Raw genomic sequence first — 25,496 nt, forward strand, 5'->3', positions numbered from 1 at the left:
AGGTTACGCTATTGCGAGTCAATCGCAAGTACAATCAGTCAGGAAATTGGTCGTTCAGCCGCAAAATTTCGCCAGCGAGGTAGAGCGAGCCAGCGATCAGCAACTGCGGCGGCCGATCATGCGGCTCGGCGGCAAGGGCCGCGATGGCTTGTTGAGGCCCTTCATGAGCAGTGCAGCCGATGCCCCAGCGCGCCGCGACAGCAGCGAAGCGATCCGCCGGATGGTAGTCATGGCCCGGCACCGGCAGCGCATGGATATGCGATATGCGTCCGGCGAAAGGTGCGAGATAGGCGTCCACATCCTTGTTGGCGAGCATGCCGATGATCAACTGCAGCTTGCCGCCGACAAGACGGTCAGTGGTGAAGAAGGCACTGATGGCTTCGCCTGCGCCTGCATTGTGGCCGCCGTCCAGCCATGCTTCGGTTTCGGGCGGCAGGGGGGCGAGGAGCGGGCCGTGGTCGAGCCGTTGAAGGCGTGCAGGCCAGTGCGCCCAAAGAGGCGCGGCCTTGAGTGCGGCTTCACTGACCGGCACGGCGCTTTGATGGCGTAGCATGGCGAAGGCCAGGGCTGCGTTCTGCACCTGATGCGCGCCGGGCAGGCGGGGCAGGGGCGTTTCGATCCGGCCTTGTTCATCGCGATAATGGAGGCGGTCACGGTAGCTGGCGGCGTCCCAGCTCTGCCCCATGGGGAGCCAGATGGTGCGAGCGCGGGCCGCCGCTTCGCGCATGACGGGGAAGAGGGATTCGGAGTAGCGCTGCGTAACGAGCGGTGCGCCTGGCTTCGCTATGCCCGCCTTTTCGGTGGCGATAGCGCGAAGGCTGTTGCCCAGGAAGGACTGATGATCGAGGCCCAGTTGAGCGATGCCGCAGACGGCCGGGCTTTCGATGATGTTCGTGGCGTCTAGGCGGCCGCCCAAGCCCACTTCGATGATGCAGGCGTCGGCGGGATGCTCGGCAAAGGCGAGGAAGGCGGCGGCGGCGGTGACTTCGAAGAAGCTCGCGCCGATGCCTTCCGCGACGTCAAGGACGCGGGAGAGATAATGGGCGAGCGCTTCGTCGCTGATCAACTGGCCGTTGATGCGGATGCGTTCGTTGAAGCGGACGAGATGGGGAGAGGTGAAGACGTGAACGCTCTTGCCATCCGCTTCCAGCGCGGCGCGGAGGAAGGCGCAGGTCGAACCTTTGCCGTTGGTGCCTGCGACATGGAAGATCGGTGGCAACGCCCGGTGCGGGTCACGGAGCCGGTCGAGCAGACGGGTGATGCGGTCGAGGCCCAATATATCGGCACCGGGCGACAGCGTCGCCAGACGGTCCAGCTGGGCCTGGACCCCCGGATCATCGGAGAAGGCATGGTCGGGCATGGCCCTTTGTCCCTAGGGCGAAGCGTCAGGCGGCGACGCGAGGAGCCAGATAGCCGATCACCCGCGCCAGCGTGTCCCGCAGTTCGCTACGATGGACAACCATGTCGATCATACCATGTTCCAGCAGATATTCAGCGCGCTGGAAGCCATCGGGTAATTTCTCGCGGATCGTGCTTTCGATGACGCGCTGGCCCGCAAAGCCGATGAGTGCGTTCGGCTCGGAGATTTGGACGTCGCCCAGCATCGCGTAGCTGGCCGTGACGCCGCCGGTGGTTGGATCGGTGAGGACCACGATATAGGGGAGTCCCGCAGCGTGCAGCTTCTGGATTGCGACGGTCGAGCGCGGCATCTGCATGAGGGAGAGGATGCCCTCCTGCATGCGCGCGCCGCCTGCTGCGGTGAAGATGACGTAAGGGCATTTGTGGCCGATGGCTTCGTTCACGCCCTGAATGAAGGCCGCGCCGACGCCCATGCCCATCGAACCGCCCATGAAGGCGAAGTTCTGGACGCCCATGACAAGCGGTACATCGTCGATCGCGCCGCGAGCGTTGATGAGCGCATCCTGATCGCCGGTCTGTGCGCGGGCGGCCTTGATGCGGTCGGGATAGCGCTTGGAGTCGCGGAACTTGAGCGGGTCTTCCTGCACCGGGGGGGTGGGCAGCAGGATAAAGCCGGGATCGAGGATCTGCTCGAAGCGCTCGGCCGGACCAATGCGGCCGTGATGATCGCAGCGCGGGCAGACGGAAAGATTATCCTCCCACTCCTTGATGAAGATCATCTCGGTGCAAGACGGGCATTTATGCCACAGCGTCTCGGCGGTCGTTTCCTTCTTCGCGAGGAAAGGCACGGCCTTACGGACGCGGTTGATCCAGCTCATGCGGCGGTCTCCCGGAAATGGGGGCTGTTGGCTTTGAGCGCGCCGCTGAGCGCAGCGACGAACTCCTGAACGAAGGGTGCGGCGGCATCGCCGTGCGATCCGACGATATCTACGATGGCGGAGCCCACCACCACGCCGTCCGCGACGCGGCCGATGGCAGCGGCCTGTTCGGCGGAACGGACGCCGAAGCCGACGGCGATGGGCAGGCTGGTGGCAGCCCTGAGCTTTTCGACCGCGAGTTCGACGGCGGCCTGGGCGGCTTGCTGCTTCCCGGTGATGCCTGCGACGGCGACATGGTAAAGGAAGCCGCTGGCTCCATCCAGGACGGCGGGCAGCCGGGCCGCGTCGGTGGTGGGGGTCGCAAGGCGGATGAGGTGGATGCCAGTAGCGCGGAGGGCCGGGCCGATTTCAGCGTCCTCTTCCGGCGGAACATCGACGCAGATGACGCCATCCACGCCAGCGTCGCGGCACTGGTCGGCGAACCATTCAGCGCCACGGACCAGCATGGGGTTGGCATAGCCCATGAGGATCAGGGGGATGTGCGGGTGCCGCGCCCGGAAAGTGGTGGCGAGATGGAATATGTCGCGCGTCTTCGTGCCGGAGCCGAGGCTGCGCAGGTTCGCCAGTTCGATCGCGGGCCCATCGGCCATCGGATCGGTAAAGGGCATGCCGAGTTCGATGATGTCCGCGCCGCCCGCGACGAGGGCGTCGAGGATCGCCGGAGTCGCGGCTACGGTCGGGTCGCCTGCGGTCACGAAGGTGATGAGTGCGGCGCGGCCTGCGGACTTACAGGATTCGAAGCGGGTGGCGAGGCGGTCAGTCATGAGCGATCCTGGCGCAGCGTGCTCCTGCGCAGGCACTCGAACGAGACGAGTGGCTCGCGAGAGCCCAGTTCTGACGGGGGGACTGGGTTCCTGCCTTCGCAGGAACACGGAGTGGGAGCAAGGAGGTCACATCTCCACTCCCAGAGCATCGGCGACGGTGAAGATGTCCTTGTCGCCCCGGCCGGAGAGATTGACGATGATGATCTGGTCCGCGTCCATCGTCGGCGCGACCTTTTCCGCGCTGGCGATGGCGTGAGCGGATTCGAGGGCGGGGATGATGCCTTCGAGTGCGGCAAGCTTCTGGAAGCTTGCCAACGCCTCGTCATCAGTGATGGGCATATATTGAACGCGGCCGATTTCATGCAGCCAGCTATGTTCAGGACCAATGCCGGGATAGTCGAGGCCAGCAGAAATGCTGTGCGCTTCAGTGATCTGGCCGTCTTCATCCTGCAACAGATAGGTGCGGTTGCCGTGCAGGATGCCGGATGCGCCGCCTGCAAGAGACGCAGCGTGCTTGCCGGTCAGGCCCTCACCTGCCGCCTCAACGCCGATCATCTTGACGTCAGCATCGTCGAGGAAGGGGTGGAACAGCCCGATGGCGTTGGAGCCGCCGCCGACCGGAGCGATCAGCATGTCCGGCAGGCGGCCTTCAATTTCGATGATCTGTTCGCGGGCTTCGCGGCCGATGATCGACTGAAAATCGCGGACTAGCTCCGGATAGGGATGCGGGCCAGCGGCGGTGCCGATGATGTAGAAAGTGTCATGGACGTTCGAGACCCAATGGCGCAGGGCGTCGTTCATCGCGTCCTTGAGCGTCTGCGATCCGGAAACGACGGGGATCACTTCGGCGCCGAGCAGCTTCATGCGGAAGACATTGGGCTTTTGCCGCTCGACGTCCTTGGCGCCCATGAAGATCTTGCATTCCATGCCGAACAGAGCGGCGACGGTGGCGGTCGCGACGCCATGCTGGCCCGCGCCGGTTTCGGCGATGACTTTCTTCTTGCCCATGCGGCGGGCGAGCAGGGCCTGGCCGATGCAATTGTTGATCTTGTGCGCGCCGGTGTGGTTCAGTTCTTCGCGCTTCAGATAGATTTTCGCGCCTTTACCCTCGGGGGCGTCAGCGCGCAGTGCTTCGGTCAGGCGCCTGGCATAATAAAGCGGGTTGGGGCGGCCGACATAGGAGCGCAGCAGTTCCGTGAACTCGGCATCGAATTCGGGGTTTTGGCGGGCTTCCTTATAGACCTTCTCCAGTTCCAGGATGAGCGGCATCAGCGTTTCGGCGACATAGCGGCCGCCGAAGGAGCCGAAATGGCCGGACGCATCGGGCTGGGAGCGGAGGGAGTTCTTGATGGTCATGATGGCTGTGCCGCTTTGCAGAAGGCCATGATCTTGTCCACACTCTTGATGCCCGGCGCATCCTCTACGCCGGAAGAAACGTCAATCATCGGCGCGCCGGTGATTCGGAGGGCTTCGGCGACATTGTCGATGCCGAGGCCACCGGAAAGGCCCCAGGGCATGGATATGGGTGCCCCGCGCAGCAACGTCCAGTCGAAGCGCAAGCCCATGCCGCCCGGCAGCGCTGCGCCGTCCGGCGTCTTGGCGTCGAAGAGGAGGAGGTCCGCCGCGCCGGCATAAGCTTTGGCGGCGTCTATGTCCGCGCTCGTCTTGACGGAAATGGCTTTCCAGGCGGGGAGGTTGAAGCGTTGGCGGATGGCAGCGATGCGTGCCGGGCTTTCCTTGCCGTGGAGTTGGAGCGCGGTGAGGGCGTTTGTGGCCGTGAGCTCCGCGAGCGTTTCGTCGGTCGGATCGACGAGAACGGCTACTCTACCGATATGCGCAGGGACTGGCGCGGCGAGGGCGCGCAACTGGTCCGCTTCGACATGTCGGGGGCTTTTCGGGAAATGGACGAAGCCAAGATGCGTCGCGCCCGCGCGCATGGCGGCACCAACTGTCTCAGGCGTCGAAAGGCCGCAGATTTTGATGGCGAGTCGGGACATTGGGGGGCTTTAGCGGCTGTTGACCTTACTTAGAACCGTTCGTTTCGAGCGTTCACTCTACAACCGTTGGGGCTGAGCCTGTCGAGGTGCGCGCACGCCCTTCGACAAGCTCAGGGCGAACGGAGGAGGCGAGTGCCGCCAGGTCCATGTCATGCAACGCCAACCATTGGTCGGCATGATCGATGCAGGCCTTGCCGAGAAAGGCGTCCACCTGATCCATGATCTGGTCGTCGGTGAGTTGCGCCGGGTCGAGCGGTGGGTGCCAGTGGACGCGGAAGTTGGGACCGCTTGTCCGGATCATATAGAAGGGCAGGAATTTGGCACCGACCTTGCGGCCGAGACGGAGCGCGGCGGAGAGGTTGCCCGATGGCGGCAGATCGCGGCCGAAGCGCGGGAACCAGACCTGGCGGTCGCGGCGTTCGTCCAGCAATATGTAGAGCGTAGCGCGGTCTTTGGTCGTCAGATGCTTGAGGATGCCGCGCGCCGCGCCGTCTCCGGTGATCGCCTCGCCCATGTAGCTGGAGCGGGCGCGTTTGAGCATGGCGGCCTGAGCGGCGTCTTGTGGCGGGTCATAGACGCCGAGGCCCGGGCGGTCGGTGGACGCCTTGATATGGGCGGCGAGCAGGTCCCAATTGCCGAGATGAACGGCCAGCGCGATCATGGGGCCGGGCCCGTCCAGGACGTGTTGATAGCCGGCGGCGTCCTCGACGCTGATGTGGTTGTTCTCGATCAGCCGGTCGATGTTGGTCAACTCGGCCATGGTGCGGCCGAGGTTGAACCAGCGGCGGGTGAGCATTGCCTCGCGCGTGGCTTCGGGAAGGTCCGGGCGGAGGATGGCGAGGTTGGTGCGAGCGCGCTGATCGCGCAGCTTCATGTTTCGCCGCGCGATGTTCGTCGACAACCAGCCGCCCAGCCATGAAGCCAAGGAGGCGGGGAGGATGCGGAGGAGGGTGAAGAGAAAGGGGTTGGAGAGCATCGCACCTGCCGTCATACAGCAGCGGTCGGGGCGGTAAAGGGCTTGGAATATTCATGAATTGGGCCTTGGGGCTTTGGGCTGTCTTGCAGGGGCTGACGCTGCTGGGGGTGCTGAATTATTGGCGGCACCTGCCTGTGGACCGGCAGGAAGAAGCGCCTGAGGGCGTGGTGGTGCTGCTGTCGGTGCGGGATGATTGGGACGGCGGAGCGGAACTGATCGCGCGGTTGAAGGCGCAGACGGCTGGGTTTCGGTTGGTGATCGCGACCTCCAGCGCGTGCGGGGCGGCGGAGGCTCTTGCCGCGCGCGAGGGGGAATGGGTGCAGGTCGTCCGTGCTGGCGTTGCGAGCGACGAGGGGCAGAAGGTTCATAAGCTGCGGGCGGCTTTGCGCGCCTTGCGGGAGGACGACCGCTATCTTGTGTTTGTGGATGCGGACATCGAGCCACCGGCACGGCTGGTAGGGCGGCTGCTTTTTCCTCTGGTGCGAGGGAAGGCGGATATTGTGACCGGATACCGGCTGTTGTTGCCGGCGCGGAGTGCGGCGGCAGCCTTGGTAGGGGCGGTGGAGATGCAGCTTGCGACCCTGCCGCGCGCGGCGAGCGCTACCATGCCCTGGGGCGGGGCGATGGCGCTGACGCGGGAGGTGGCGGAGCGGCTGGACCTGGATGCGGCGCTGGCGGGGCGGTTGTCGGACGATATGGCGATCGGACTGGCGGGCTGGCGCGCGAAGCTGCGGTTACGGCCGGTGCGGGATTTGCTTGTTGCGAGTCCGCTGGACGGGCGTGGGGCCTTTGCGTTCGGGGTGCGGCAGTATCGGCATATCGTGACGAACAGCGCGGGCATGTGGCTGGTCGCTTGCGCCGTGGTGAGTAGCCAAGCCTTGGGCTGGGTCTGGGCGATTGGTTGGGGTGGATTGAGCGCGGTGGCTGTGGGTTATGTCGCGGCTGCCGGGCGGTCGCTGGTGCGGCGGCGGATCATTGCGGGCGTGGTGGAGCCGGGGCAGGCGCGCGCGGCGAGAAGGTCGCTCTGGTGGGATGTTCTTGCGCCCTTTGCGGTGTGCTGGGTGCATTGGGGGATGCAGTTGGCGGCGGCCTGTTCGCGGCGGATCAGGTGGGGTGGGTTTGATTATTGGGTGAAAGGCGGGAAGGTCGTGCGGATGGAGAGGGTGGGGTAATCTCTTCCGACAATGTAAGATATTCTCGTGCCGCGAATGGTTTGGTGTGGAGATGAGCGAAGCGAGCCCGCAGCGTAGTCGTTGACCATTGCCGCCGAGGTTGCGTTAGCCCCCTCCCGCTCGCGGGAGGGGGAACGGTGAGAATCTCGCATGACGGTTATTCCCGGGAGGGGATGATAAAAGAAAAAGCGCAGCGATCGGGAGTGTTGGGCGCAAGCGTTTTTTCGACTTCGCTCGAACGGAACGGGTGTCAGAAGCCTGCCGGAAACAGATGCCTGCCTTGTTCGTCCAGCCGCAACACCACCTTCCCCGCTACGGCGCTCAGCGGGAGGCCGGCGTAGAGGTGGGGGAACAGCGCGCCGCCGCGTGACTCTTCCCACTTCACCGCTTCGCCGAACGGGGCGAGGTCGATCATCAGCATGACCAGATTGTCCTGGCCCGCGAAATGCTTAGCGGCGGTTTCTGCGGCCTGTTCGCGGGTGGACATGTGGATGTAGCCGTCCTGAAGATCGACGGGCGCGCCCTTGAACGTGCCGTCGGTCTTCAGTTGGTCATACTGATCCTTCGTCAGGATCTTGTAGGCGAAGAGGTCGGTCACGCCTCCGTGATTTCCGGCGCGTCTTCGGCCTCGTCGCTTTCCTCGATCTTCGCGGCGCTGACGACATGCTCATTGTCGGACACGTTGAAGAGGCGGACGCCTGCCGAGTTGCGGCCGATGACGCGCAGGGTGTCGAGGCCCATGCGGATCAGCTTTGCCTGGTCGGTGACGAGCATCAGATGATCCTCATGCCGTACGGGGAAGCTGGCGACGACCGGGCCGTTGCGGCCGATATTGTCGATGTTCGTGATGCCCTGGCCGCCGCGTCCGGTGCGGCGATAGTCGAAGGCGCTCGACAGCTTGCCATATCCGTTGGAGCACACGGTGAGGATGAACTGTTCCTTTGCCTGCAGTTCGGCGAAACGCTCGGCGGGCATGGTCGGCTCGCCTTCCTTTTCCGGTTTCCAGGGGGCGAAGCGCAGATAATCCTCCCGCTCTTCCTGCGTTGCGCCGGAGCGGTGGAGGATGGAGAGCGAGATGACTTCATCGCCGCCCTTCAGTGTCATGCCGCGCACGCCGGTGGAGGTGCGGCTCTGGAACTCGCGCACATCGGTGGCAGGGAAGCGGATCGCCTTGCCCTGGCGCGTGGCGAGAAGGACGTCGTCATTTTCGGTGAGCAAGGCGACGCCGATCAGACGGTCGTTACTGTCATCGTCAAAGCGCATCGCGATCTTGCCATTGCTGGGCACATTGGCGAAGGCGTCCATGCTGTTGCGGCGGACCGTGCCGTTCGCCGTCGCGAACATGACATGCAGGTCCTTCCAGCTGTCTTCATCCTCTGGCAGCGGCAGAACGGTCTGGATCGTTTCGCCCGGGCCGAGCGGGAGCAGGTTCACCATCGGGCGACCGCGCGTGGCCGGCCCGCCTTCGGGCAGACGCCAGACTTTGAGGCGATAGACCTTGCCCGCCGTCGAGAAGAAGAGAACCGGCGTGTGGGTCGAGGTCACGAACAATTCGGTGACGGCGTCCTCATCCTTGGTCGCCATGCCCGAACGGCCCTTGCCGCCGCGCGCCTGGGCGCGGAAGCTTTCGAGCGGGGTACGCTTGATATAGCCCTGCACCGTGACGGTGACGACCATCTCTTCGCGTTCGATGAGGTCTTCGTCATCGATGCCGTCAGCGGCGGCGGTGATTTCGGACAGGCGCGGCGTCGCAAAGTCGCGCTCGATCGCCTCGAACTCCTCGCGCATGACAGCATAGAGCTTTTGACGGTTGCCGAGGATTTCAAGATATTCGGCGATGGCGGCAGCGAGTTCGGCAAGTTCATTGCCGATCTCGTCGCGGCCGAGCGCAGTCAGGCGGTGCAGGCGCAGGTCGAGGATGGCGCGGACCTGAATGTCCGACAGGCGGTAGGTGTCGCCCCCGGCTTCCGTCTCTATCGCTTCGACCAGGCGCAGATAGGGCGCGATTTCCGCCACCGGCCACTCGCGGGCGAGCAGGGTTTCGCGTGCTTCGGCCGGGCTGGCAGAGCCACGGATGATGCGCACCACTTCATCAAGGTTGGTGACCGCGATGACTAGACCCAGCAAGACATGGGCGCGATCGCGGGCCTTGTTGAGTTCGTACTTGGTGCGGCGGGTGATGACCTCTTCGCGGAAGCGGACGAACGCCTCGATGATGTCGCGGATGTTGAGCAGTTCCGGACGGCCGCCGCGAATGGCGAGCATGTTCGCTGGGAAGCTCGATTGGGCGGGCGTGTTGCGCCACAGCTGGTTCAGCACGACTTCCGGCGTCGCGTCGCGCTTCAGGTCCATGACGATGCGAACGCCTTCGCGGTTCGATTCGTCGCGAATGTCGCTGATGCCCTCGATCCGCTTGTCCTTGGCGGCTTCGGCGATCTTTTCGACAAGGCCGTTCTTGCCCACCTGATAGGGGATGGCGGTCAAGACGATAGAGCGGCGGTCGCCGCGTCCTTCCTCGATCACATGACGCGAGCGCATCATGATCGAGCCACGGCCGGTATGATAGGCGCTGCGTGCGCCGGACTGGCCCAGGATCAGCGGAGCGGTGGGGAAATCGGGGCCGGGGACGATCTGGATAATGTCGTCCACGCTGATCGCCGGATTATCGATATAGGCGAGGCAGGCGCGAATGACTTCGCCCAGATTGTGCGGCGGGATGTTGGTCGCCATGCCGACCGCGATGCCGCCTGCGCCATTGACCAGCAGGTTCGGAAAGCGCGCAGGCAGGACCTGCGGCTCGCTTTCGGAGGCGTCGTAGTTTGGCTGGAAATCGACGGTGTCCTTGTCGAGATCTTCCAGCAGCGCATTGGTGACCTTCGCAAGGCGCGCTTCGGTGTAACGCATGGCCGCCGGGGGATCGGGGTCCATCGATCCGAAGTTCCCCTGACCGTCGATCAACGGCACGCGCATCGACCAATCCTGGGTCATGCGCGCCAAGGCGTCATAGATCGCGCTGTCGCCATGAGGGTGATATTTACCGATCACGTCACCGACGATGCGCGCCGATTTGCGATAGGGCTTATTATACTGAAAGCCCGATTCATGGGCCGAGAAGAGGATGCGGCGATGAACCGGCTTAAGCCCGTCACGGACGTCGGGCAGAGCGCGGGCGACGATCACCGACATGGCATAGTCGAGATAGCTCGCCTTCATCTCGTCCACGATGGAGATGGGGCTGATATCCGAAGGGTCGGCGAGGGCAGTCTCGTCGGTCAATGCGATTCTCTTTTATGGATGAACAGTTTCGTTATGCTTCCACTAGCCCAGCGAAACAAATCTGTCACCCCTCGCGCGCGCACGCGCGCTCGCGGAAACACAAGCTGTAAGAAGGGGCTGACAGGCGGGAAAGTGGTGCATATACGATGTTCAAACGTCATTCACGCGCCGCCCCCTAAACGGCGCTTAATCAAGGGCGCCTTTCCCCCGGGCGCGCAGAGGAGAAGATGATCATGCGTTTTGTTACCCCCTTGGCGCTCGCGCTGACTCTTGCGGTGACCGGCGGCGCCATTTCGGCCCCTGCTATGGCGGCGAAGAAGGAAGACAAAAAAGGCGGCGCTCCCAAGCTGAACGTTTCCCCCGATGTGATCAAGGCGCTGCAGGTGGCGCAAGCGGCGGCTCAGAAGAATGATTTCGCCGGTGCAAAGGCGGCGCTGGCAGATGCGGACAGCAAGGCGAAGTCGAACGACGACAAATATCAGATCGGCGCGATCAAGCTGAACACGTCGATTTCGTCCAAGGACACAGCCTTGCAGGGCGAGGCCTTGACCCAGATGCTGGACAGCGGCCTGACGCCGCCTGAACAGGTGGGCCAGTTCAATGCCGTCGCCGCCGACCAGGCGCTGCAGGCGAAGAATTACGACCTTGCCATCCGCCGCGCGCAGGCAGCGGCGCAGGCCAATTACAAGGCTGAGGCCGTCAATGTCACTTTGGCGCAGGCCTATTTCGGCAAGGCGGGAACAGCCAATGCGACTGCCGAACCGGGCCGTGGCCTCAATCAGCAGGGCCTGGCCGCGCTGAAGGCGGCGATCAACGCGACCAAGGCCGCGGGTGGCCAGGTGCCCGCGCAATGGTATCAGATCGGCGTTGCCCGCGCGGCTGCGTCGCGCCTGCCGGAAGTGACCGAATGGGCGACATCGGCGTACCAGGCTCAGCCGAGCGGCGAGAATCTCCGCACGCTGATCCGCCTGTTCCAGCAGTCGAACCCGAACATCACCAATCGTGAGAATCTGGACGTTCTGCGCCTGATGGCGGCGTCGGGTGGTCTGGTGGTCGCTGGCGACTTCCTGGAATATGGCGAAATGGCGTCGAAGACCGGCATCTATGGCGAGGTAAAGTCCGCCGTTGATCAGGGCCGCGCCAAGGGCGTGCTGAAGGGCACGGCAGGCGCCGACCTGTATCAGACCGCTGCGCCGAAGATCGCGGGCGACAAGGCATCGCTGGGTTCGGCCGAGTCCGACGCGCGCAAGGCCGCCAACGGCAAGATCGCCGCTGCGACCGCGGACGCCTATCTGGGCTATGGCGACTATGCGAAGGCTGCGGCGATGTTCGAGCTGGCCAAGCAGAAGGGCGGCGTCGATGTGGACGAGGTGAACACGCGCCTTGGCATCGCGAAGGCGCTGGGCGGCGATGTCGCGTCCGCCAAGGCCGCCTTCCAGTCGGTTCAGACCGGCACACGCAAGAAGATCGCGGACCTCTGGCTGGCCTATCTCGCCACCAAGGCCTGATCTGACAGGTGCGCCGGTTCATGGGGCCGGCGCACCTTCATTACACGACATGATGCAACAGGGGCCGGCGCCATGCGCTGGCGCATGAGAAAAAGGGGACGGCCGACATGGTCAGGCTGCGACATTCCACGCTTAAATCAGGGCTCTTGGCGATTGTTGCGGTGGCAGCGATATCGGGTCCAGCACTGGCGAAGAAACCATCGGCAAGCGGCCCCGTGATCGTCATGTCGGAAAGTTTTCGGGCGGCTGCGCAGGCGGCCGACAGCGCGATCAAGGCGGGTGATGCCAATACGGCTCAGGCGCAGATCAGCGGGTTGATGCCGGTTAGTGATTTCGAAGCCTATGCTGCCGCTGGGCTGCGGTTCGAACTGGCGGTCCTGAAACGGAATTTTCAGGCGCAGCGCGTCGCGCTGACCGACATGTTCAAGACCGCGTCGGTGCCCAAGAAGGATGCGCCGCGCCTTCGCTACGTCGCTGGTTATCTGTCCTATGTCGTCGGCAATTATGACGATGCGCTGGCGCAGCTCGATTACGCCAAGACGCTTGGCTACGACGCGACCGACGCCACGATGCTGCGCGCTGATATCTATCTGCGCAAGAACAGGGCGAAAGAAGCGCGCCCCTATGTCCAGGATGCGCTCGCCCGCCAGCGGGCTTCGGGGCAGGCGGTTCCGGCGGCCTGGTATGACCGCGCCATTTCGCTTGCCTATGCTGCGGGTGACTGGGCGGAGGTCGGATCGCTTTATCGGGAGCGGCTGGCACATTATGGTTCCGCCGGGGAATGGCGGTCGGCGCTTGCCAATTATCTAAGCGCGCCCGGCATGGAAACGCAGGTGCAGCTCGATCTTTACCGTCTCCAGGCGGCGAATGGCGCGATGGCGAGCGAGCGCGACTATCAAGCCTATGCGCAGCTTGCCGAAAAAGCGGGCAATTATGCCGAAGCGAAAGCGATCGTCGAAGCGGGGCGCTCTGCCGGCAAGCTGATGGCGACGCAGGCAGCGACGGCTAGCCTGATGAAGAGCGTGACGCCGAAGGCGGCGAAGCAGATTGCGGCGTTGCCCGCGGCTGCCAAGAAGGCTGCGGCGGCGAAGGATGGGTCTGCTGCGCTGGCGGTGGCGGATGACTATTTTTCGCTCAGCCAGTTTCCGCAGGCGGTCGAGCAGTATCGGCTGGCGTTGAGCAAGGGCGGCGTCGATCAGGGTAAAGCGAATACGCGTCTCGGCATAGCGCTGGCGCGCTCGGGCGACTTGGCTGGCGCGAAGACTGCTTTGACGCAGGTGAGCGGAAACTGGGCGAATGTGGCCGGATTCTGGAGCGTGTGGGTGGATCAGCAGAGCCGCAAGACGGCGTTTCAGCCGGTGAGCGTTCCGCCCGCAAGCTGATATCGGCCGTTCCTGCTGAGCTTGTAAGGCTACTCAGCAGGAACGGGCGCGCTGCTCCGCCGCCGTTAAAGCGGCAGCGGGACACCGGGCAGATTTTTGGACATGCGGATGGTCAGCGATGTCTTCACACTGACCACATTCGGCGCTGGCGTGAGCTTTGAAGTCAGGAACTGCTGAAAGCTCTGAAGGTCCTTTGCCACGACCTTCAGAATGAAGTCGATTTCGCCGTTCAGCATATAGCATTCCCGCACTTCCGGGAGGGTGGCGACATGGTCCTCGAACGCCTTGAGATCGGCCTCCGCCTGGCTTTTCAAGCTGACCATCGCGAAGACGGTGATGGTGTATCCCAGCATGGCCGGGTTCACCACCGCATGATAGGAGTTGATGGCGCCGCTCTCTTCCAGCGCCCGCACGCGGCGCAGGCAGGGTGGCGCGGTCAATCCGACCTTCCGCGCCAACTCGACATTGGTCATGCGGCCGTCCTGTTGCAGCTCGCCCAGGATGTGCAGGTCGATGTCGTCGATGTTCGGGCCAGCCATTATCCTGCTTATTTCCTTTCTCATTTCTTGCCCGATATCATAATAATATTTCAGGGCAATGCAATTGTCCCACTATGCGACGATCCTAAATCGCCAAGCTCTGCCCCTTCCCCTTTGGCGCTCGAAGGCTTATCCCGGAGCCATGATTTCCTTCCGCGATGAAGTGCTGCACGTCGCCGGAAGTCCTCAAGGGGATTAGGGTGCGCTTCAACGATCTGATGCAGACTGTTCTCGCCGCAGAGAATAGGAGCGGCCTGGGCGCAGTGACGCTGTGGCGCCAATGCGTCGATCTGCTGGCGCAGAATGATCGCGCCGATCGCAAGGCCCTGCCTGACGAAGAACGGCTGGTGCTCCTGGAAAGGCTTGCGGGCTTGCAGTCCCAGCTATCCGAAACGCAACGGATCGCGACGGTGGTCGAACTGGGCGGCCGGCTGCGTTCGCCTGCGCTGGTGGAGTTTTTCGCCAATGATCGGCCCGCGATCGCAGCGGCCGCGATGTCGCGCGCGCGACTGCCGGATGAGGCGTGGACCGAACTGCTGCCCCGCTTGACGCCAACGGCGCGCGGCGTGCTGCGTGGACGACGGGATCTGGGTTCAGGGACGCAGCAGGCGTTGGAAGCGTTCGGCTCGGCGGATCTGGTGCTGACGAGCGATCGTGAAGATACGCCATCGGCAGATGCGGACGACATGCTGTTGACCGCCGAGATGATGGCGCCGGTCGAGCAGTTCGACGGGCCAGTCGAGGCTGCGCCTGAGCTCGCCGAAAAGGTGGCCGAATCTGCGGCTGACGATGTTGCGGCTGGCGACGATCAGATCCGCAACCTTGTGGATCGCATCGAGCGCTTCACCAGCACGCGCCGGGTGCCCGATGTGGTCGTGCCGCGCGCCGACGGGGGTGAAGCAGCGGCGGTGCGCGCCTTCGCCTTCGAAACCGACGCGACGGGTATGATCATTTGGGTCGATCAGGGGCCGCGTGCCGCGTTGATCGGACTGATGCTGAGCGAAACGGCCGTTGCTGGCGCGAGTGGGCCCGATGGAAGCGTTGCGGGCGCTTTCACGCGGCGCAGCGGGTTCCAGAATGGGCGCTACACGATCGTCGGTGGTGCAATGGCGGGCGAGTGGCGGTTGTCGGCGACGCCCTTCTTTGATCCGCGCTCTGGCCGCTTCCAGGGTTATCGAGGGCAAGCGCGGCGGCCCTATCTGCACGAGGTCGCAGCGCCGCCGCAGGCGGAGCCCGTGTCCGTAGCGGGCCTCTCAGCGGATTCGCTGCGGCAACTGGTGCATGAGCTGCGTACGCCGCTGAACGCCATACTGGGCTTTGCGGACATCATCGAGCAGGAGCTGTTCGGACCAAGCGGCCCCGAATATCGCGAGATGGCAGGCAAGATCGCGCTCGACGCCCGGCATCTGCTGGCGGCGTTCGATGATCTGGACCTTGCCGCGCGGGTGTCGCGAGGAGAGGGCGCGGAGGCGCCCAGCGCGGTTGACCCGGCGCTGCTGATCGCACAGGTGTCCGCCCGCTTCCGGGAGCAGGGTGAAGCAAACGGTTCGCAGATCGACATCAACATGGCGCGCGCCCTTCCCATGGTGCGGATCGACCCTGTTCAGGGCGAGCGGATGGTGCAACATTTGATCCGGACCGTGGTGTCGATCGCGGCGCCGGGGGAGATGTTGAGCGGCGCATGCTGGTTCCAACCGGATGGCGGTCATGGTCATGTGTTGCTGGCCGTCGATCGGCCCGCGAGCCTTGATGGCATGGAAGAGGAACGGTTACTCGATCCGGGCTATACGGCCGAGGGCGATTGGGCGGATGGGCCGCTGCTGGGGCTAGGCTTTTCGCTGCGGTTGATCCGCAGCCTGGCGGCAGGTTGTGGTGGCAGCCTGCAGATCGAGCCGGATCGCTTCCTGCTTGCCATGCCCGCCATGACGGTGGCGGAGGATGCGGCGGGCAGCTTCTGACCCGTCGAAACCCTATCGCAACGATTGAACGCTAGGGATGCGGGATGAACGTCCCCATCCATGACGGCAGTCTGCTTCGTTCGCCCTTGCCGGAAGACAGGATCACGCTCGCCCCCGACTTCGGGACGCGTTTCGTGCTGTTCGTTGACACCGAAGAAGAGTTCGACTGGAACGCGCCGTTCAGCCGTACCGGACATGGCGTCACTGCGCTCACAGGCATGGCCACCGGGCAGAGCTATTTCGCGGCGGCGGCGGTGAAACCCGTCTATGTGACCGACTATCCGGTGGTCGAGGACGATGCGGCCGCGGGCATGATGGGTCAGTGGGTGGCCGATGGTGCGGCCGACATCGGAGCGCATCTGCACCCCTGGGTAAACCCGCCGCATCTGGAGGAGGTGACGGCTGCCAACAGCTATGCCGGCTCACTTCCGGAGGCGATGGAACGGGCGAAGTTGGAGACGTTATGCGAGCGCATCGCGGCGCGGTTCGGGCGGCGGCCGATTGCGTACCGGGCGGGGCGCTATGGCGTGGGACCCAACAGCGCGCGGCTGCTGGAAGAGGCGGGTTTTCGTTTCGATAGCTCGGTTCGCAGCCGCTTCGATTATAGTGGCCAGCATGGGCCGGATTTTCGTGGGATGCCGCTCAACCCCTATTGGGCGGGACCAACACGGGCGCTCGTCGAGTTGCCGTTATCGACGGCGTTCGTCGGGATGCTGCGCAGGGGCGGAGAGCGGCTTTATCGGGCGACGCAGGGCATCGGGCCTGTGGCGGGCGCGATGGCAAGAGCGGGCATGCTGAGCCGGGTTCCGCTGACGCCGGAAGGCGTTCCGATTGCAGATGCGATAGCGGCGATCGATGCGCTGATCGAAGAAGGCGCGGCGGTGCTGAATTTCAGCTTTCATTCGCCCACGCTGGAGCCGGGGCATACGCCCTATGTTCGTGATGAAGCAGATCGGGTCGCCTTTTACCGCTGGTGGGACAAGGTGCTGGGGCATCTCGCGCGCCGGAATGTGCGGCCGGCGACCCTCGATCAGTTGTTGGATGCGGTGCCGGAGCGGCGACGGGCTTGCAAAGCGGCCTGAGCCTGCCTATCCGGACGACAGGTGGGGCCTGTAGCTCAATGGTTAGAGCTGGCCGCTCATAACGGCTAGGTTGCGGGTTCGAGTCCTGCCGGGCCCACCACTTTTTCAGACCTTTACCGGACGTGATAGCTTGGCGAGCCTGCGGTTTGTCAGACCCAACTGATCGATGACGAAGCTCGCGATCTTTTCAGCGACTGCGCCAGCGACTGCACCTGCAAGCACATCGCCAGGATAATGCGCGCGGCGGGGCACCTGGAGTGCGCCCACGACAGCTGCAGCCGCCAATAGCGGCTTGGTGTAACGCGGATAATCGCGGGAGAAGGCCCGTGCTACGGCGAGCGCGCCCGCGGTGTGGCCGCTGGGGAAGGAGCGGAGGTCGGCATCGCGCGAATGGCCGGCCGACATGTGATAGGTTCCCGTTTTCAGCTGTTCGTCGGGGCGGGTGCGATCGACATTATTCTTGCCCACCTCCTTGAAGGCTATTGCGATGAGATGGGCCAGGGCCATGCGGATCGCCGCCCGCTGCAACGCGCGCTTTCGAGTGAGCGTGCCGCCGATCAGCAAGGCGGCTGAGATCGCCATCAGGGGCGGCTCGTCTCCCAAATTGCCTAGCTTGCCTACCTTCTTCGCCACGGGCTTCTGCAGTAGGGGGCGCATCTTTTCGATGATTTCAACATCGATGCGCTCGGGTAGGGAAAGCTGCTCGATCCGATGCTGAGGAAGGTGATTTTGCGGCACATGAGCCTCCTTTTCCGGCATTCCAGAGACGCCTGAACTGTGAGCACGTTCCCGGTTGCGAGTGGCAGTTGCGACTGTGTCCAACAACGAGCAGTTGCGTTTTGTGCAACGCAAAAATTTCTCTTGCGACTCGGACGAATCGATGACAGCTTAATCCATGTCGAGGCAGGGGCGCTTCGACGCATAGGCTGGGAACGCCGATGACGGCAGGAACCAGCTTCGATCTTACAGGATCGAAATCGGCAATGACGCCGCCCGGACTGGTCTGAACAGACCCCGTCCAGGCGGCTTTTTTATTATGTTTTTCACGCGGACGCGAATGCGCGCCGTGAACCTTCATCATCATCTTTCACACGCCGGACAGTGCTTCGGCGAATGGCTGGCTGCGTGCCTGTCGCAGCGCTGACGATCTGACAGAGAAGGACATTGGGGAATGGCAGAGGGGGACAATCCAAAAGGCGTTAGCCGCCGTGGCGCGTTGAAAACCGGTGGGACGGCTGCGCTTTTTGCTGCGGTGCATCAGGCATTTCCGTCAGGCGCCTTCGCCGCAGGCGCCGGGCCGGAAGTGACTGGCGCGAAGTTGGGCTTCATCGCCCTGACCGACGCCGCGCCTGTGATCATCGCCAAGGAACTGGGCTTCTTCGCGAAATATGGTCTGCCTGATGTGCAGGTGACCAAGCAGGCCAGCTGGGGCGCGACACGCGACAATCTGGTTCTGGGCAGCGCCGGTGGCGGTATCGACGGCGCGCATATTCTGACGCCGATGCCCTATCTGCTGACGCTGGGCGCAATCGGCAAGGCGACGCCGATGAGCATTCTCGCCCGCCTGAACGTCAATGGCCAGGCCATTTCGGTTTCCAAGGAATATCTGGGCGCGAAAGCGGATATCAGCTCTGCGAAAATGAAGGGCGTGATCGCCCAGCGCAAGGGCGCGGGAAAGAAGATCACCATGGCGATGACCTTCCCCGGCGGCACGCACGACATGTGGATCCGCTACTGGCTGGCGGCGGGCGGCATCGATCCGGACAAGGATGTCGAGCTGATCACCATCCCGCCGCCGCAGATGGTGGCGAACATGAAGGCCGACACGATGGACGCCTTCTGCGTGGGTGAGCCGTGGAATGATCAGCTGGTGGCGCAAAATCTGGGCTACACGGCGGTTTCGACCGGCCAGATGTGGATGAACCATCCCGAAAAGAGCTTCGCCATGCGGTCGGACTGGGTGGCGAAGAACCCGCGCGCCGCAGTCGCGATTACCGCAGCCATCATCGAAGCGCAGCGGTGGGCGGACAATCCGGGTAATATCACGCGTCTGGCGGGTACGATCGCTGGCCGCGACTATCTGAAGTGCCCGATCACCGATATCGCCGATCGCCTGCAGGGCAATTTCAACATGGGCGACGGGCGTAAATTCCCGAACGCGGCGTTCAAGATGAAGTTCTTCAGCGGCTACGCCTCGTTCCCCTACAAGAGCCACGACCTGTGGTTCCTCACGGAAAACCAGCGCTGGGGCAAGCTGCCCATGACGCTCGACACCAAGGGGGTGATTGGCAAGGTCAACCGCTCCGATATCTGGCGGAAGGCCGCAGCGATGCTGGGCGGCAAAGGCCCGGCCAGCGACAGCCGCGGCGTCGAGAAATTCTTCGACGGCAAGACCTTCGATCCCAGCAACCCCAAAGCCTATCTGGCGAGCATGGCGATCAAGCGGGTCTGATGAGGGAGGAAAAAGCCATGGCTCCGCTATCGCCAAAGAGCAGGAATGGAGGGCCGCCGGTATCTTCCGGCGGCGCCACCGCAGAATTGGGGGTCATCGTGCCCTATCCGGAAGAAGCGATCGCACGACGCAGTTTCGAGCCTGTAGCCGCGCCGGTGAATCCGATCGTGAGCAAGGCGCGTGCGGTGATTGCCGCCATACTGCCCACCGTCGTCATGATCGGGGCGCTGCTGCTGTTCTGGCAGTTTCTGTGCGGATCGCCGGATGCGACTTTTCCCAGCCCTGTGAAAGTCTGGCAGGAAAGTCATGACGTCATCACTCACCCGTTCAAGGGGGTGGAGATCGGCTTTACCCACTTCAGCATCCAGGATGGCGGCGATGTCGGCATTGCCGGTCATGTGCTGACCAGCCTTAGCCGGGTTCTCATCGGCTACAGCATTGCGGCGATCATCGGCGTGGCGCTGGGTATCCTGATCGGCCAGAGCGTTTTCGCCTTCCGCGCGCTTGATCCCCTGTTCCAGGTGCTGCGCACCGTGCCGCCGCTCGCCTGGTTGCCGATCAGCCTTGCGATCTTTCAGCAAGCGCAGCCATCGGCGATCTTCCTGATCTTCATCACCGCGATCTGGCCGGTCATCCTGAACACGGCGGCAGGGGTTCAGACCATCCCGGCGGCCTATCGTAACGTGGCGAAGGTGCTGGCGCTTAATCCCGTCGAATATTTCGTCCGGATCATGCTGCCCGCGACCGTGCCGCACATGTTCACCGGGCTGCGTATCGGGGTCGGCATGAGCTGGCTAGCGATCGTGGCGGCGGAGATGGTGCAGGGAGGCACCGGCGTCGGCTTCTTCATCTGGGACAGCTACAACAGTTCGTTGCTTACCGACACGATCGTCGCACTCGTCTGGATCGGCCTGGTCGGATTTACGCTGGATCGCATCGTCGCCTTTGCGGGCCGCATCATCAGCCGTGCAGGCTGAAGGGGAGGGCAGTTTCATGAAACAACGCAGCTATCTCGCGCTTGAGGGCATCACCGTCGAATTTCCTACCAAGGCTGGACGTTTCTGCGCGTTGGACCGCATCGACCTGGAAGTGGCCAAGGGACAGTTCGTAGCGCTGATCGGTCATTCGGGCTGCGGCAAGTCAACCTTGCTCAACGCCGTGGCGGGGCTGGTGAAGCCAACCCGCGGGGCGATCTTCCTGGACGGGGAAGTGGTGGATGCACCGGGACCGGACCGTGCAGTCGTCTTCCAGGACCATTCGCTGCTGCCCTGGTTGACCGTCGAGGAAAATGTCCGCCTGGCGGTGGACAAGACGGCGCGCGGCAAGAGCAAGGCAGAGCGCAGGGATTGGGTCATGCACAATCTTGAGCTGGTGCAGATGGCCCATGCCGCCGGCAAAAGGCCCGGCGAATTGTCCGGGGGCATGAAGCAGCGCGTGGGCATCGCCCGGGCGATAGCTATGAACCCCCGCGTGCTGCTGATGGACGAACCCTTTGGGGCGCTTGATGCGCTGACGCGGGCGGCGCTGCAGGACGTTGTTATGGATCTGCAGGCGCGGCTCAACAACACCGTGCTGATGATCACCCATGATGTGGACGAGGCCGTGCTGTTGGCCGACCGCGTTGTCATGATGACCAACGGCCCGGCGGCGCGAATTGGCGAGGACCGGCCCGTTGCGCTGGCAAGGCCGCGCAACCGGCTCGAAGCCATCGACGCGCCTGAATATGCGGAGGCCCGCAGCGCGGTCATTCATTTTCTGCACGAGCGCTACCGCAATCCGGCCACGCTCGCTGCGTGAGGGACAAGTCGCCCAGCGAGGCGGCATCAAGAATATCGGGATTGAGAGGGGATGCCCTGAAAGGCCTCAAAAAGCCATCGGGAGCAATAGAGGGGGAATTATGCGTGGATTGAATATGTTGCTGTCGGCGTCCGCGCTGGCGACGGTAGCAACGCCAGCCTTGGCGCAGGACATTGTGTTCAAGCCGATCGTCGAAGCGCGGCTGCGTTATGAGGCGGTCGACCAGGACGGACCGCTGCCGTTGACCAGCAGCCGTGATGCCGATGCAGTCACCATGCGCCTGCGCGCGGGCGGTGAACTGTCCAAGGGGCCTTTCGCTTTCCTTGTGGAAGGGGAGGGGACGCTGGCCATCGACGAGGATTATAATAGCGGGGTCAACGGCAAGACGCTGTATCCGATCGTCGCTGATCCAGAGAATGTCGAACTCAATCGTCTGCAATTGCAATATCGCACCAAGCCGCTGGTGGTCACCCTTGGGCGGCAGCGCATCAACCTGGACGACCAGCGCTTTGTCGGTTCGGTCGCTTGGCGGCAGAACGAGCAGACCTTCGACGCACTGCGCGTGGAATATATGGGGGTCAAGAATCTGAAGGTCGATGTGACCTATGCCATCGCCGCACGCACGATCTGGGGGATTGATGGCGGCAAGTTCGGATCAGTGAACCGGCCAACCGAGATTGACGGCGACGACATCTTCGTGAACGTCTCCTACAAGACCAGGCTGGGCACGCTCACCGGCTTTGCCTATCTGATCGATGAGGACGAGCCTGTCGCCGCACTGCTGCGCAACAGCAGTCAGACCTATGGTGCTCGCTTCGCCGGGGCCGTTCCGCTCACCAAGAAGGTGAAGCTGAGCTACCTCGCCAGCTACGCGCGGCAGAGCGATTATCAGAAGAACCCGGTGGACTATAAGGCCGACTATGTCGCGGCGGAACTGGGGCTGGAAGTGGCTCCCTTCAAGCTGACGGCCGGTTATGAATTGTTGGGCTCGGACAGCAGCGCCACTGGCATCGCGGGCGGCTTCGCCTTCCAGACGCCCTTCGCGACGCTGCACAAGTTCAATGGCTGGGCGGACAAGTTCCTGACGACCCCGGCGACGGGCATTCAGGACTATTATGGCGGCATCGCCTACACGATGCCGAAGGTCGGCAAGATGGGGCCGCTGGTCGCATCCTTCATCTACCATCGTTTCAGCAGCGACCGCCTCTCGATCCACTATGGCGATGAATATAACGCCCAGGTGACGTTGAAGATCGACAAGCATCTGAGCGCTCTCGTCAAATATGCGGACTATGAGCGGAAGGGCATCGCGAGCTTTACGGGCGACGCCGACACCAAGAAGTTCTGGGCGCAGATCGACTACGCGCTTTGACCTGTTGAACCGAGAGATGCCGCCGCGATGGCTTCGTGCCCTCGCGGCGGTTTTCGTTGCCTCAAGAGAAGTTGGAACATCCACCCTGGGTCATTGATTTCCTCTCAAAGGGATTTGATGGAGGAAGGCGACCATGGGTAAGGGCATTTTGCTGTGGCTGATCGGCATACCGATCCCGGTGATTATCATCCTGTGGCTGCTGTTCCGATGATGGCCGATTGACGGGACATATTCTTCACCGCTAAGGCCGCCACAGTCGGGGAGTAGCGCAGCCTGGTAGCGCATCTGCTTTGGGAGCAGAGGGTCGCAGGTTCGAATCCTGTCTCCCCGACCACTAATCTGCTGACGGCGCGAAGCGTTACAGCGAACCGACCTTTATCTTAGATCCATCGATCAGTCGGGTGAGCCGGAAGTGGGCCGGGTCGACGCTAGGCGTTGCGTTGGTGATCAAATCCGCGGCCAGATAGCCGATGCCGGGGCCTAGGCCAAAGCCATGGCCTGAACAGCCCGCCGCCAGATAGAGGCCGCCGACGGGATCAATCCCTGAGATCACGGGCACCGCATCTGGGGTGCAATCGACATAGGCGCCCCAGCTATGGTCAATCTCAATGCCCGACAGTTCGGGGAAGGTGCCGCGCACATTCTCCATTACCGCATCGATCAGCCCTCGATTGGGGGCGGGGTCCAGGATGCGATGATGTTCGAAGATATGACTATCTTTGCCGAACACCGCCGCTAGTGACTCCGGGCCTGAGACGAAGGATTTACCGATGCCCAACTGCACCGCCTTCAGGCGCTGGATAAATTGCGGCATGAATTCGCGGGCGAAGCGAATGCCCTGGGGCGTCAGTTCAAGCGTGGCTCGGCCGCTGATCGCCATCGTGTAGCTGCCATCGAGGCGTCGGGTCATCGCGAAATCGGGGCAATAGATGACTTCACCGACATTGGCGGTCGGCTTCGTGCGCAAAGCGGTTTGCCGCACGCTTGCTTGCGGGAAGCTGATCCCGTGGCGGCGGAGGAAGGTGGAGGCCCAGGCGCCAGCCGCGCATAGGACGGCGTCCGCGCGTATATGGCCCTTTTCCGTATATACCCCGGTCACCCGCCCATTGGTCATATCAAGGCTGCGGGCGGCGCAGCCTTGGTGAATAGTCGCCCCCAGAGCGCGCGCGCCTTCTGCGAGGACAGGCGCGGCGAGTGCGGGTTCGGCCTTGCCATCAGCGACTGAATGCAGCCCGCCCACCCATTGGCGCCGCCTTTCCGGTATGCGCTCGGCGGCTTGCGCGGCAGTCAGCATATGAGTTTCGACGCCGAACTCGCGCGCCGTTGGCCGCCATGCTTCCCAGCCCGCGAGCATCGCGGCATCATCCGTCGTGTAGATGAGGCCGGTGCGGCGGAAGCCGAGGTCCTGGCCGATGTCTGTAGCCAGATCGTCCCAGAGCCGCATGGAAAGAAGCGAAAGAGGCATTTCGCGAGGGTCGCGATTTTGCTGACGGCACCAGCCCCAGGTGCGGCTTGATTGCTCGCACCCGACATGCCCCTTTTCCAGCAGCGCCACAGAAAAGCCGCGCTTGGCGAGGAAATAGGCCGACGCCGTTCCGACGATCCCGCCGCCAACCACCACCACGTCCACTGCCTTTGGAAGAGTTTCATCGCTGACGACGGAACGGACGACAGGAGACATGCGAAGGCACCTTATTGGGTTAGTTGAGGCGGGCTGGCTGAGGGCTCAAAGATATTTGAGCCACCAGATATCCTTGCGCCGCTTCTTGAGATCGGAGAACCAGCGGGTCGGGAAATAGAGTGGGACGATCAGGCCGAGATACCAGGCCCACACCCAGCCAAGGGAGTCGAGCCCGAATATATCTCCATGGTTGGTGCCCCAGATCGCCCTGGCGCTGAGATAAAGGATGCGCAGAAGGTAGAGGTGGAACAGATAGAAGAACATTGGCGCGCCGCCCATGACAGACAGCCAGTGAGTGAGGCGCGTTTCGTTCGCCTTTTCAAATGCGGCAAGCAGAATGAGGCCGATCCCCAGCGTAGGCAGCAGGAATAGAAGGGAGGGCGGATATTTTGTGAGCGCGAGAAAGCTCATCACGGTCCGGATCGGCTCACCAGGGACGGTGAACCAGGGAGCGTCTCCATAGATGTTCAATGCGCGCAGCAGGATGAAGGCAGCGATCATGGCGGCGCCTGTCCTAAGCAGGGTGCCGCGCCGTTCCTGTTCCGTGAGGTCAGAGAACCAACTGCCCGCAGACCAGCCAAGGCAGATCACTCCGATCCAGGGCAGAATGGGATAGTTGAACTTGATGATGGCGCCACCGAGTTCGATCTGCGACCGGTCGTGGATGATCGCCCAAGGGACGAACAGCGGGTGGTCAGGCGGAAAGCTTATTGGATCGAGGAGATTGTGTCCGCCGACGATTGCAAGGCCGAGGAGCAGGATCACCCGATGCGGCAGATGGATGAGCGCCGCCAAAATGATCATGCAAAGGCCAATCGCCCAGATGACCTGAAGAAAAACGAAATGGGGTATCAGTTCGGCGCGCCAGGAGAAATTCACCAGGGTGAGTTCGAGCAGTACGAGAAATGCCCCGCGCCGAAGCAAAAAGTCACTGGTCTGCGCCAGGCTGTGGCGTTGGCTGTAGAGGTAGGCGGACAGGCCCGTGAGCGCCACGAAGATCGGTGCGCAGAGAGTGCTGGTGATACGGGTGAAGAAGAGCGCGGGCATCACCGTCCGCGCATCCACCGGATCGCCGACCGGCATGTAGAGAAACCAGGTTTCGCGGACATGGTCCAGCAGCATGATGACCATGACGAGCCCCCGCAAAGCATCGATGCTTTGCAGGCGCGTGCCGGAGGTCACTGCTGCGATGGGCGACCGTACCGTCGATGTTTCATTGCTTGCAACGAGAGTGGCCATGATC

21 protein-coding genes and 2 tRNA genes are annotated in these 25,496 nt (G+C 63.0%); 11 read left to right on the plus strand and 12 right to left on the minus strand.

The window, feature by feature from the left end; genetic code table 11:
- Window positions 1–34: 34 nt before the first annotated feature.
- From ACZ5Y5_RS04085 to ACZ5Y5_RS04110, 6 genes are all read right to left on the minus strand, one after another.
- Complete coding sequence (locus tag ACZ5Y5_RS04085; RefSeq protein WP_464809916.1) at window positions 35–1,360, minus strand: bifunctional folylpolyglutamate synthase/dihydrofolate synthase; 1,326 nt, start codon at window positions 1,358–1,360, stop codon at window positions 35–37.
- Between the two features lie 25 nt (window positions 1,361–1,385).
- Window positions 1,386–2,237 (minus strand): acetyl-CoA carboxylase, carboxyltransferase subunit beta, encoded by an 852-nt coding sequence (accD, locus tag ACZ5Y5_RS04090; protein ID WP_464809917.1) that lies wholly within the window; start codon window positions 2,235–2,237, stop codon window positions 1,386–1,388.
- Window positions 2,234–3,061 carry a tryptophan synthase subunit alpha gene (gene trpA / locus ACZ5Y5_RS04095; protein WP_464809918.1) on the minus strand — a complete coding sequence of 276 codons (828 nt, stop codon included), beginning with the start codon at window positions 3,059–3,061 and terminating at the stop codon, window positions 2,234–2,236. Before trpA ends, accD begins: the two co-directional genes overlap by 4 nt.
- A gap of 126 nt (window positions 3,062–3,187) precedes the next feature.
- Window positions 3,188–4,417 carry a tryptophan synthase subunit beta gene (trpB, locus tag ACZ5Y5_RS04100; protein WP_464809919.1) on the minus strand — a complete coding sequence of 410 codons (1,230 nt, stop codon included), beginning with the start codon at window positions 4,415–4,417 and terminating at the stop codon, window positions 3,188–3,190.
- Entirely contained in the window at window positions 4,414–5,058 is a 645-nt protein-coding gene (locus ACZ5Y5_RS04105) for a phosphoribosylanthranilate isomerase (RefSeq protein WP_464809920.1), read from the minus strand. The genes trpB and ACZ5Y5_RS04105 overlap by 4 nt, the downstream gene beginning before the upstream one ends.
- A gap of 52 nt (window positions 5,059–5,110) precedes the next feature.
- On the minus strand, window positions 5,111–6,034 hold the full coding sequence (locus tag ACZ5Y5_RS04110) for a lysophospholipid acyltransferase family protein (RefSeq protein WP_464810464.1): 924 nt from the start codon (window positions 6,032–6,034) through the stop codon (window positions 5,111–5,113).
- A gap of 53 nt (window positions 6,035–6,087) precedes the next feature.
- Between ACZ5Y5_RS04110 and ACZ5Y5_RS04115 the strand changes: the two genes are divergently transcribed.
- Entirely contained in the window at window positions 6,088–7,206 is a 1,119-nt protein-coding gene (locus ACZ5Y5_RS04115) for a glycosyltransferase (protein WP_464809921.1), read from the plus strand.
- Between the two features lie 250 nt (window positions 7,207–7,456).
- Here the strand turns inward: ACZ5Y5_RS04115 and ACZ5Y5_RS04120 are convergent, their stop codons facing one another.
- Window positions 7,457–7,804 (minus strand): DUF952 domain-containing protein, encoded by a 348-nt coding sequence (locus ACZ5Y5_RS04120; RefSeq protein WP_464809922.1) that lies wholly within the window; start codon window positions 7,802–7,804, stop codon window positions 7,457–7,459.
- A complete protein-coding gene (gyrA, locus tag ACZ5Y5_RS04125; RefSeq protein WP_464809923.1) occupies window positions 7,801–10,482 on the minus strand; it encodes a DNA gyrase subunit A in 2,682 nt (893 codons plus the stop codon). The genes ACZ5Y5_RS04120 and gyrA overlap by 4 nt, the downstream gene beginning before the upstream one ends.
- A 227-nt stretch (window positions 10,483–10,709) precedes the next feature.
- Between gyrA and ACZ5Y5_RS04130 the strand changes: the two genes are divergently transcribed.
- Both ACZ5Y5_RS04130 and ACZ5Y5_RS04135 read left to right on the plus strand, forming a co-directional pair.
- Window positions 10,710–11,990, plus strand: coding sequence for a hypothetical protein (locus ACZ5Y5_RS04130; protein ID WP_464809924.1), 1,281 nt, complete (start codon window positions 10,710–10,712; stop codon window positions 11,988–11,990).
- Window positions 11,991–12,097: 107 nt separating this feature from the next.
- On the plus strand, window positions 12,098–13,372 hold the full coding sequence (locus tag ACZ5Y5_RS04135; RefSeq protein ID WP_464809925.1) for a tetratricopeptide repeat protein: 1,275 nt from the start codon (window positions 12,098–12,100) through the stop codon (window positions 13,370–13,372).
- 65 nt (window positions 13,373–13,437) lie between these two features.
- Here the strand turns inward: ACZ5Y5_RS04135 and ACZ5Y5_RS04140 are convergent, their stop codons facing one another.
- Window positions 13,438–13,911 (minus strand): Lrp/AsnC family transcriptional regulator, encoded by a 474-nt coding sequence (locus tag ACZ5Y5_RS04140; RefSeq protein ID WP_464809926.1) that lies wholly within the window; start codon window positions 13,909–13,911, stop codon window positions 13,438–13,440.
- A gap of 200 nt (window positions 13,912–14,111) precedes the next feature.
- Here ACZ5Y5_RS04140 and ACZ5Y5_RS04145 point away from each other — a divergent pair, with 200 nt between their 5' ends.
- From ACZ5Y5_RS04145 to ACZ5Y5_RS04155, 3 genes are all read left to right on the plus strand, one after another.
- On the plus strand, window positions 14,112–15,869 hold the full coding sequence (locus tag ACZ5Y5_RS04145; RefSeq protein ID WP_464809927.1) for a sensor histidine kinase: 1,758 nt from the start codon (window positions 14,112–14,114) through the stop codon (window positions 15,867–15,869).
- Window positions 15,870–15,913: 44 nt separating this feature from the next.
- The gene (locus ACZ5Y5_RS04150) at window positions 15,914–16,951 is read left to right on the plus strand and encodes a polysaccharide deacetylase family protein (protein WP_464809928.1); all 1,038 of its coding nucleotides are present in this window, start codon (window positions 15,914–15,916) and stop codon (window positions 16,949–16,951) included.
- 24 nt (window positions 16,952–16,975) lie between these two features.
- Window positions 16,976–17,051: transfer RNA gene (locus ACZ5Y5_RS04155), tRNA-Ile, on the plus strand.
- Window positions 17,052–17,056: 5 nt separating this feature from the next.
- On the opposite strand, the gene ACZ5Y5_RS04160 is transcribed toward ACZ5Y5_RS04155, so the two are convergent.
- Window positions 17,057–17,710: a phosphatase PAP2 family protein gene (locus tag ACZ5Y5_RS04160; RefSeq protein WP_464809929.1), complete on the minus strand. Its 654-nt coding sequence runs from the start codon at window positions 17,708–17,710 to the stop codon at window positions 17,057–17,059.
- Between the two features lie 412 nt (window positions 17,711–18,122).
- On the opposite strand from ACZ5Y5_RS04160, the gene ACZ5Y5_RS04165 reads away from it, so the two are divergent.
- The 5 genes from ACZ5Y5_RS04165 to ACZ5Y5_RS04185 all read left to right on the plus strand — a co-directional run bounded on the left by ACZ5Y5_RS04165 (window position 18,123) and on the right by ACZ5Y5_RS04185 (window position 22,906).
- Window positions 18,123–19,403, plus strand: a complete 1,281-nt coding sequence (locus ACZ5Y5_RS04165; protein ID WP_464809930.1) for a CmpA/NrtA family ABC transporter substrate-binding protein — start codon at window positions 18,123–18,125, stop codon at window positions 19,401–19,403.
- A gap of 17 nt (window positions 19,404–19,420) precedes the next feature.
- Window positions 19,421–20,380 carry a nitrate ABC transporter permease gene (gene ntrB, locus ACZ5Y5_RS04170; RefSeq protein ID WP_464809931.1) on the plus strand — a complete coding sequence of 320 codons (960 nt, stop codon included), beginning with the start codon at window positions 19,421–19,423 and terminating at the stop codon, window positions 20,378–20,380.
- A gap of 16 nt (window positions 20,381–20,396) precedes the next feature.
- The gene (locus ACZ5Y5_RS04175; protein ID WP_464809932.1) at window positions 20,397–21,200 is read left to right on the plus strand and encodes an ABC transporter ATP-binding protein; all 804 of its coding nucleotides are present in this window, start codon (window positions 20,397–20,399) and stop codon (window positions 21,198–21,200) included.
- Window positions 21,201–21,300: 100 nt separating this feature from the next.
- Window positions 21,301–22,572 (plus strand): alginate export family protein, encoded by a 1,272-nt coding sequence (locus ACZ5Y5_RS04180; protein WP_464809933.1) that lies wholly within the window; start codon window positions 21,301–21,303, stop codon window positions 22,570–22,572.
- A gap of 257 nt (window positions 22,573–22,829) precedes the next feature.
- Window positions 22,830–22,906: transfer RNA gene (locus ACZ5Y5_RS04185), tRNA-Pro, on the plus strand.
- Between the two features lie 24 nt (window positions 22,907–22,930).
- Here ACZ5Y5_RS04185 and ACZ5Y5_RS04190 read toward each other — a convergent pair.
- Together ACZ5Y5_RS04190 and ACZ5Y5_RS04195 are read right to left on the minus strand one after the other, a co-directional pair.
- Entirely contained in the window at window positions 22,931–24,253 is a 1,323-nt protein-coding gene (locus ACZ5Y5_RS04190) for an NAD(P)/FAD-dependent oxidoreductase (protein WP_464809934.1), read from the minus strand.
- 45 nt (window positions 24,254–24,298) lie between these two features.
- Window positions 24,299–25,492 (minus strand): acetyltransferase domain-containing protein, encoded by a 1,194-nt coding sequence (locus ACZ5Y5_RS04195; RefSeq protein WP_464809935.1) that lies wholly within the window; start codon window positions 25,490–25,492, stop codon window positions 24,299–24,301.
- Window positions 25,493–25,496: the final 4 nt, after the last annotated feature.

The organism is Sphingobium sp. TomTYG65, from assembly GCF_055395525.1.

Bases quoted from the DNA above. Each gene is read 5' to 3' on its own strand.
- ACZ5Y5_RS04085 (WP_464809916.1), bottom strand. From the start codon at position 1,360: ATGCCCGACCATGCCTTCTCCGATGATCCGGGGGTCCAGGCCCAGCTG.
- accD (WP_464809917.1), bottom strand. From the start codon at position 2,237: ATGAGCTGGATCAACCGCGTCCGTAAGGCCGTGCCTTTCCTCGCGAAG.
- trpA (WP_464809918.1), bottom strand. From the start codon at position 3,061: ATGACTGACCGCCTCGCCACCCGCTTCGAATCCTGTAAGTCCGCAGGC.
- trpB (WP_464809919.1), bottom strand. From the start codon at position 4,417: ATGACCATCAAGAACTCCCTCCGCTCCCAGCCCGATGCGTCCGGCCAT.
- ACZ5Y5_RS04105 (WP_464809920.1), bottom strand. From the start codon at position 5,058: ATGTCCCGACTCGCCATCAAAATCTGCGGCCTTTCGACGCCTGAGACA.
- ACZ5Y5_RS04110 (WP_464810464.1), bottom strand. From the start codon at position 6,034: ATGCTCTCCAACCCCTTTCTCTTCACCCTCCTCCGCATCCTCCCCGCC.
- ACZ5Y5_RS04115 (WP_464809921.1), top strand. From the start codon at position 6,088: ATGAATTGGGCCTTGGGGCTTTGGGCTGTCTTGCAGGGGCTGACGCTG.
- ACZ5Y5_RS04130 (WP_464809924.1), top strand. From the start codon at position 10,710: ATGATCATGCGTTTTGTTACCCCCTTGGCGCTCGCGCTGACTCTTGCG.
- ACZ5Y5_RS04135 (WP_464809925.1), top strand. From the start codon at position 12,098: ATGGTCAGGCTGCGACATTCCACGCTTAAATCAGGGCTCTTGGCGATT.
- ACZ5Y5_RS04140 (WP_464809926.1), bottom strand. From the start codon at position 13,911: ATGGCTGGCCCGAACATCGACGACATCGACCTGCACATCCTGGGCGAG.
- ACZ5Y5_RS04150 (WP_464809928.1), top strand. From the start codon at position 15,914: ATGAACGTCCCCATCCATGACGGCAGTCTGCTTCGTTCGCCCTTGCCG.
- ACZ5Y5_RS04160 (WP_464809929.1), bottom strand. From the start codon at position 17,710: ATGCCGGAAAAGGAGGCTCATGTGCCGCAAAATCACCTTCCTCAGCAT.
- ACZ5Y5_RS04165 (WP_464809930.1), top strand. From the start codon at position 18,123: ATGGCAGAGGGGGACAATCCAAAAGGCGTTAGCCGCCGTGGCGCGTTG.
- ntrB (WP_464809931.1), top strand. From the start codon at position 19,421: ATGGCTCCGCTATCGCCAAAGAGCAGGAATGGAGGGCCGCCGGTATCT.
- ACZ5Y5_RS04175 (WP_464809932.1), top strand. From the start codon at position 20,397: ATGAAACAACGCAGCTATCTCGCGCTTGAGGGCATCACCGTCGAATTT.
- ACZ5Y5_RS04180 (WP_464809933.1), top strand. From the start codon at position 21,301: ATGCGTGGATTGAATATGTTGCTGTCGGCGTCCGCGCTGGCGACGGTA.
- ACZ5Y5_RS04190 (WP_464809934.1), bottom strand. From the start codon at position 24,253: ATGTCTCCTGTCGTCCGTTCCGTCGTCAGCGATGAAACTCTTCCAAAG.
- ACZ5Y5_RS04195 (WP_464809935.1), bottom strand. From the start codon at position 25,492: ATGGCCACTCTCGTTGCAAGCAATGAAACATCGACGGTACGGTCGCCC.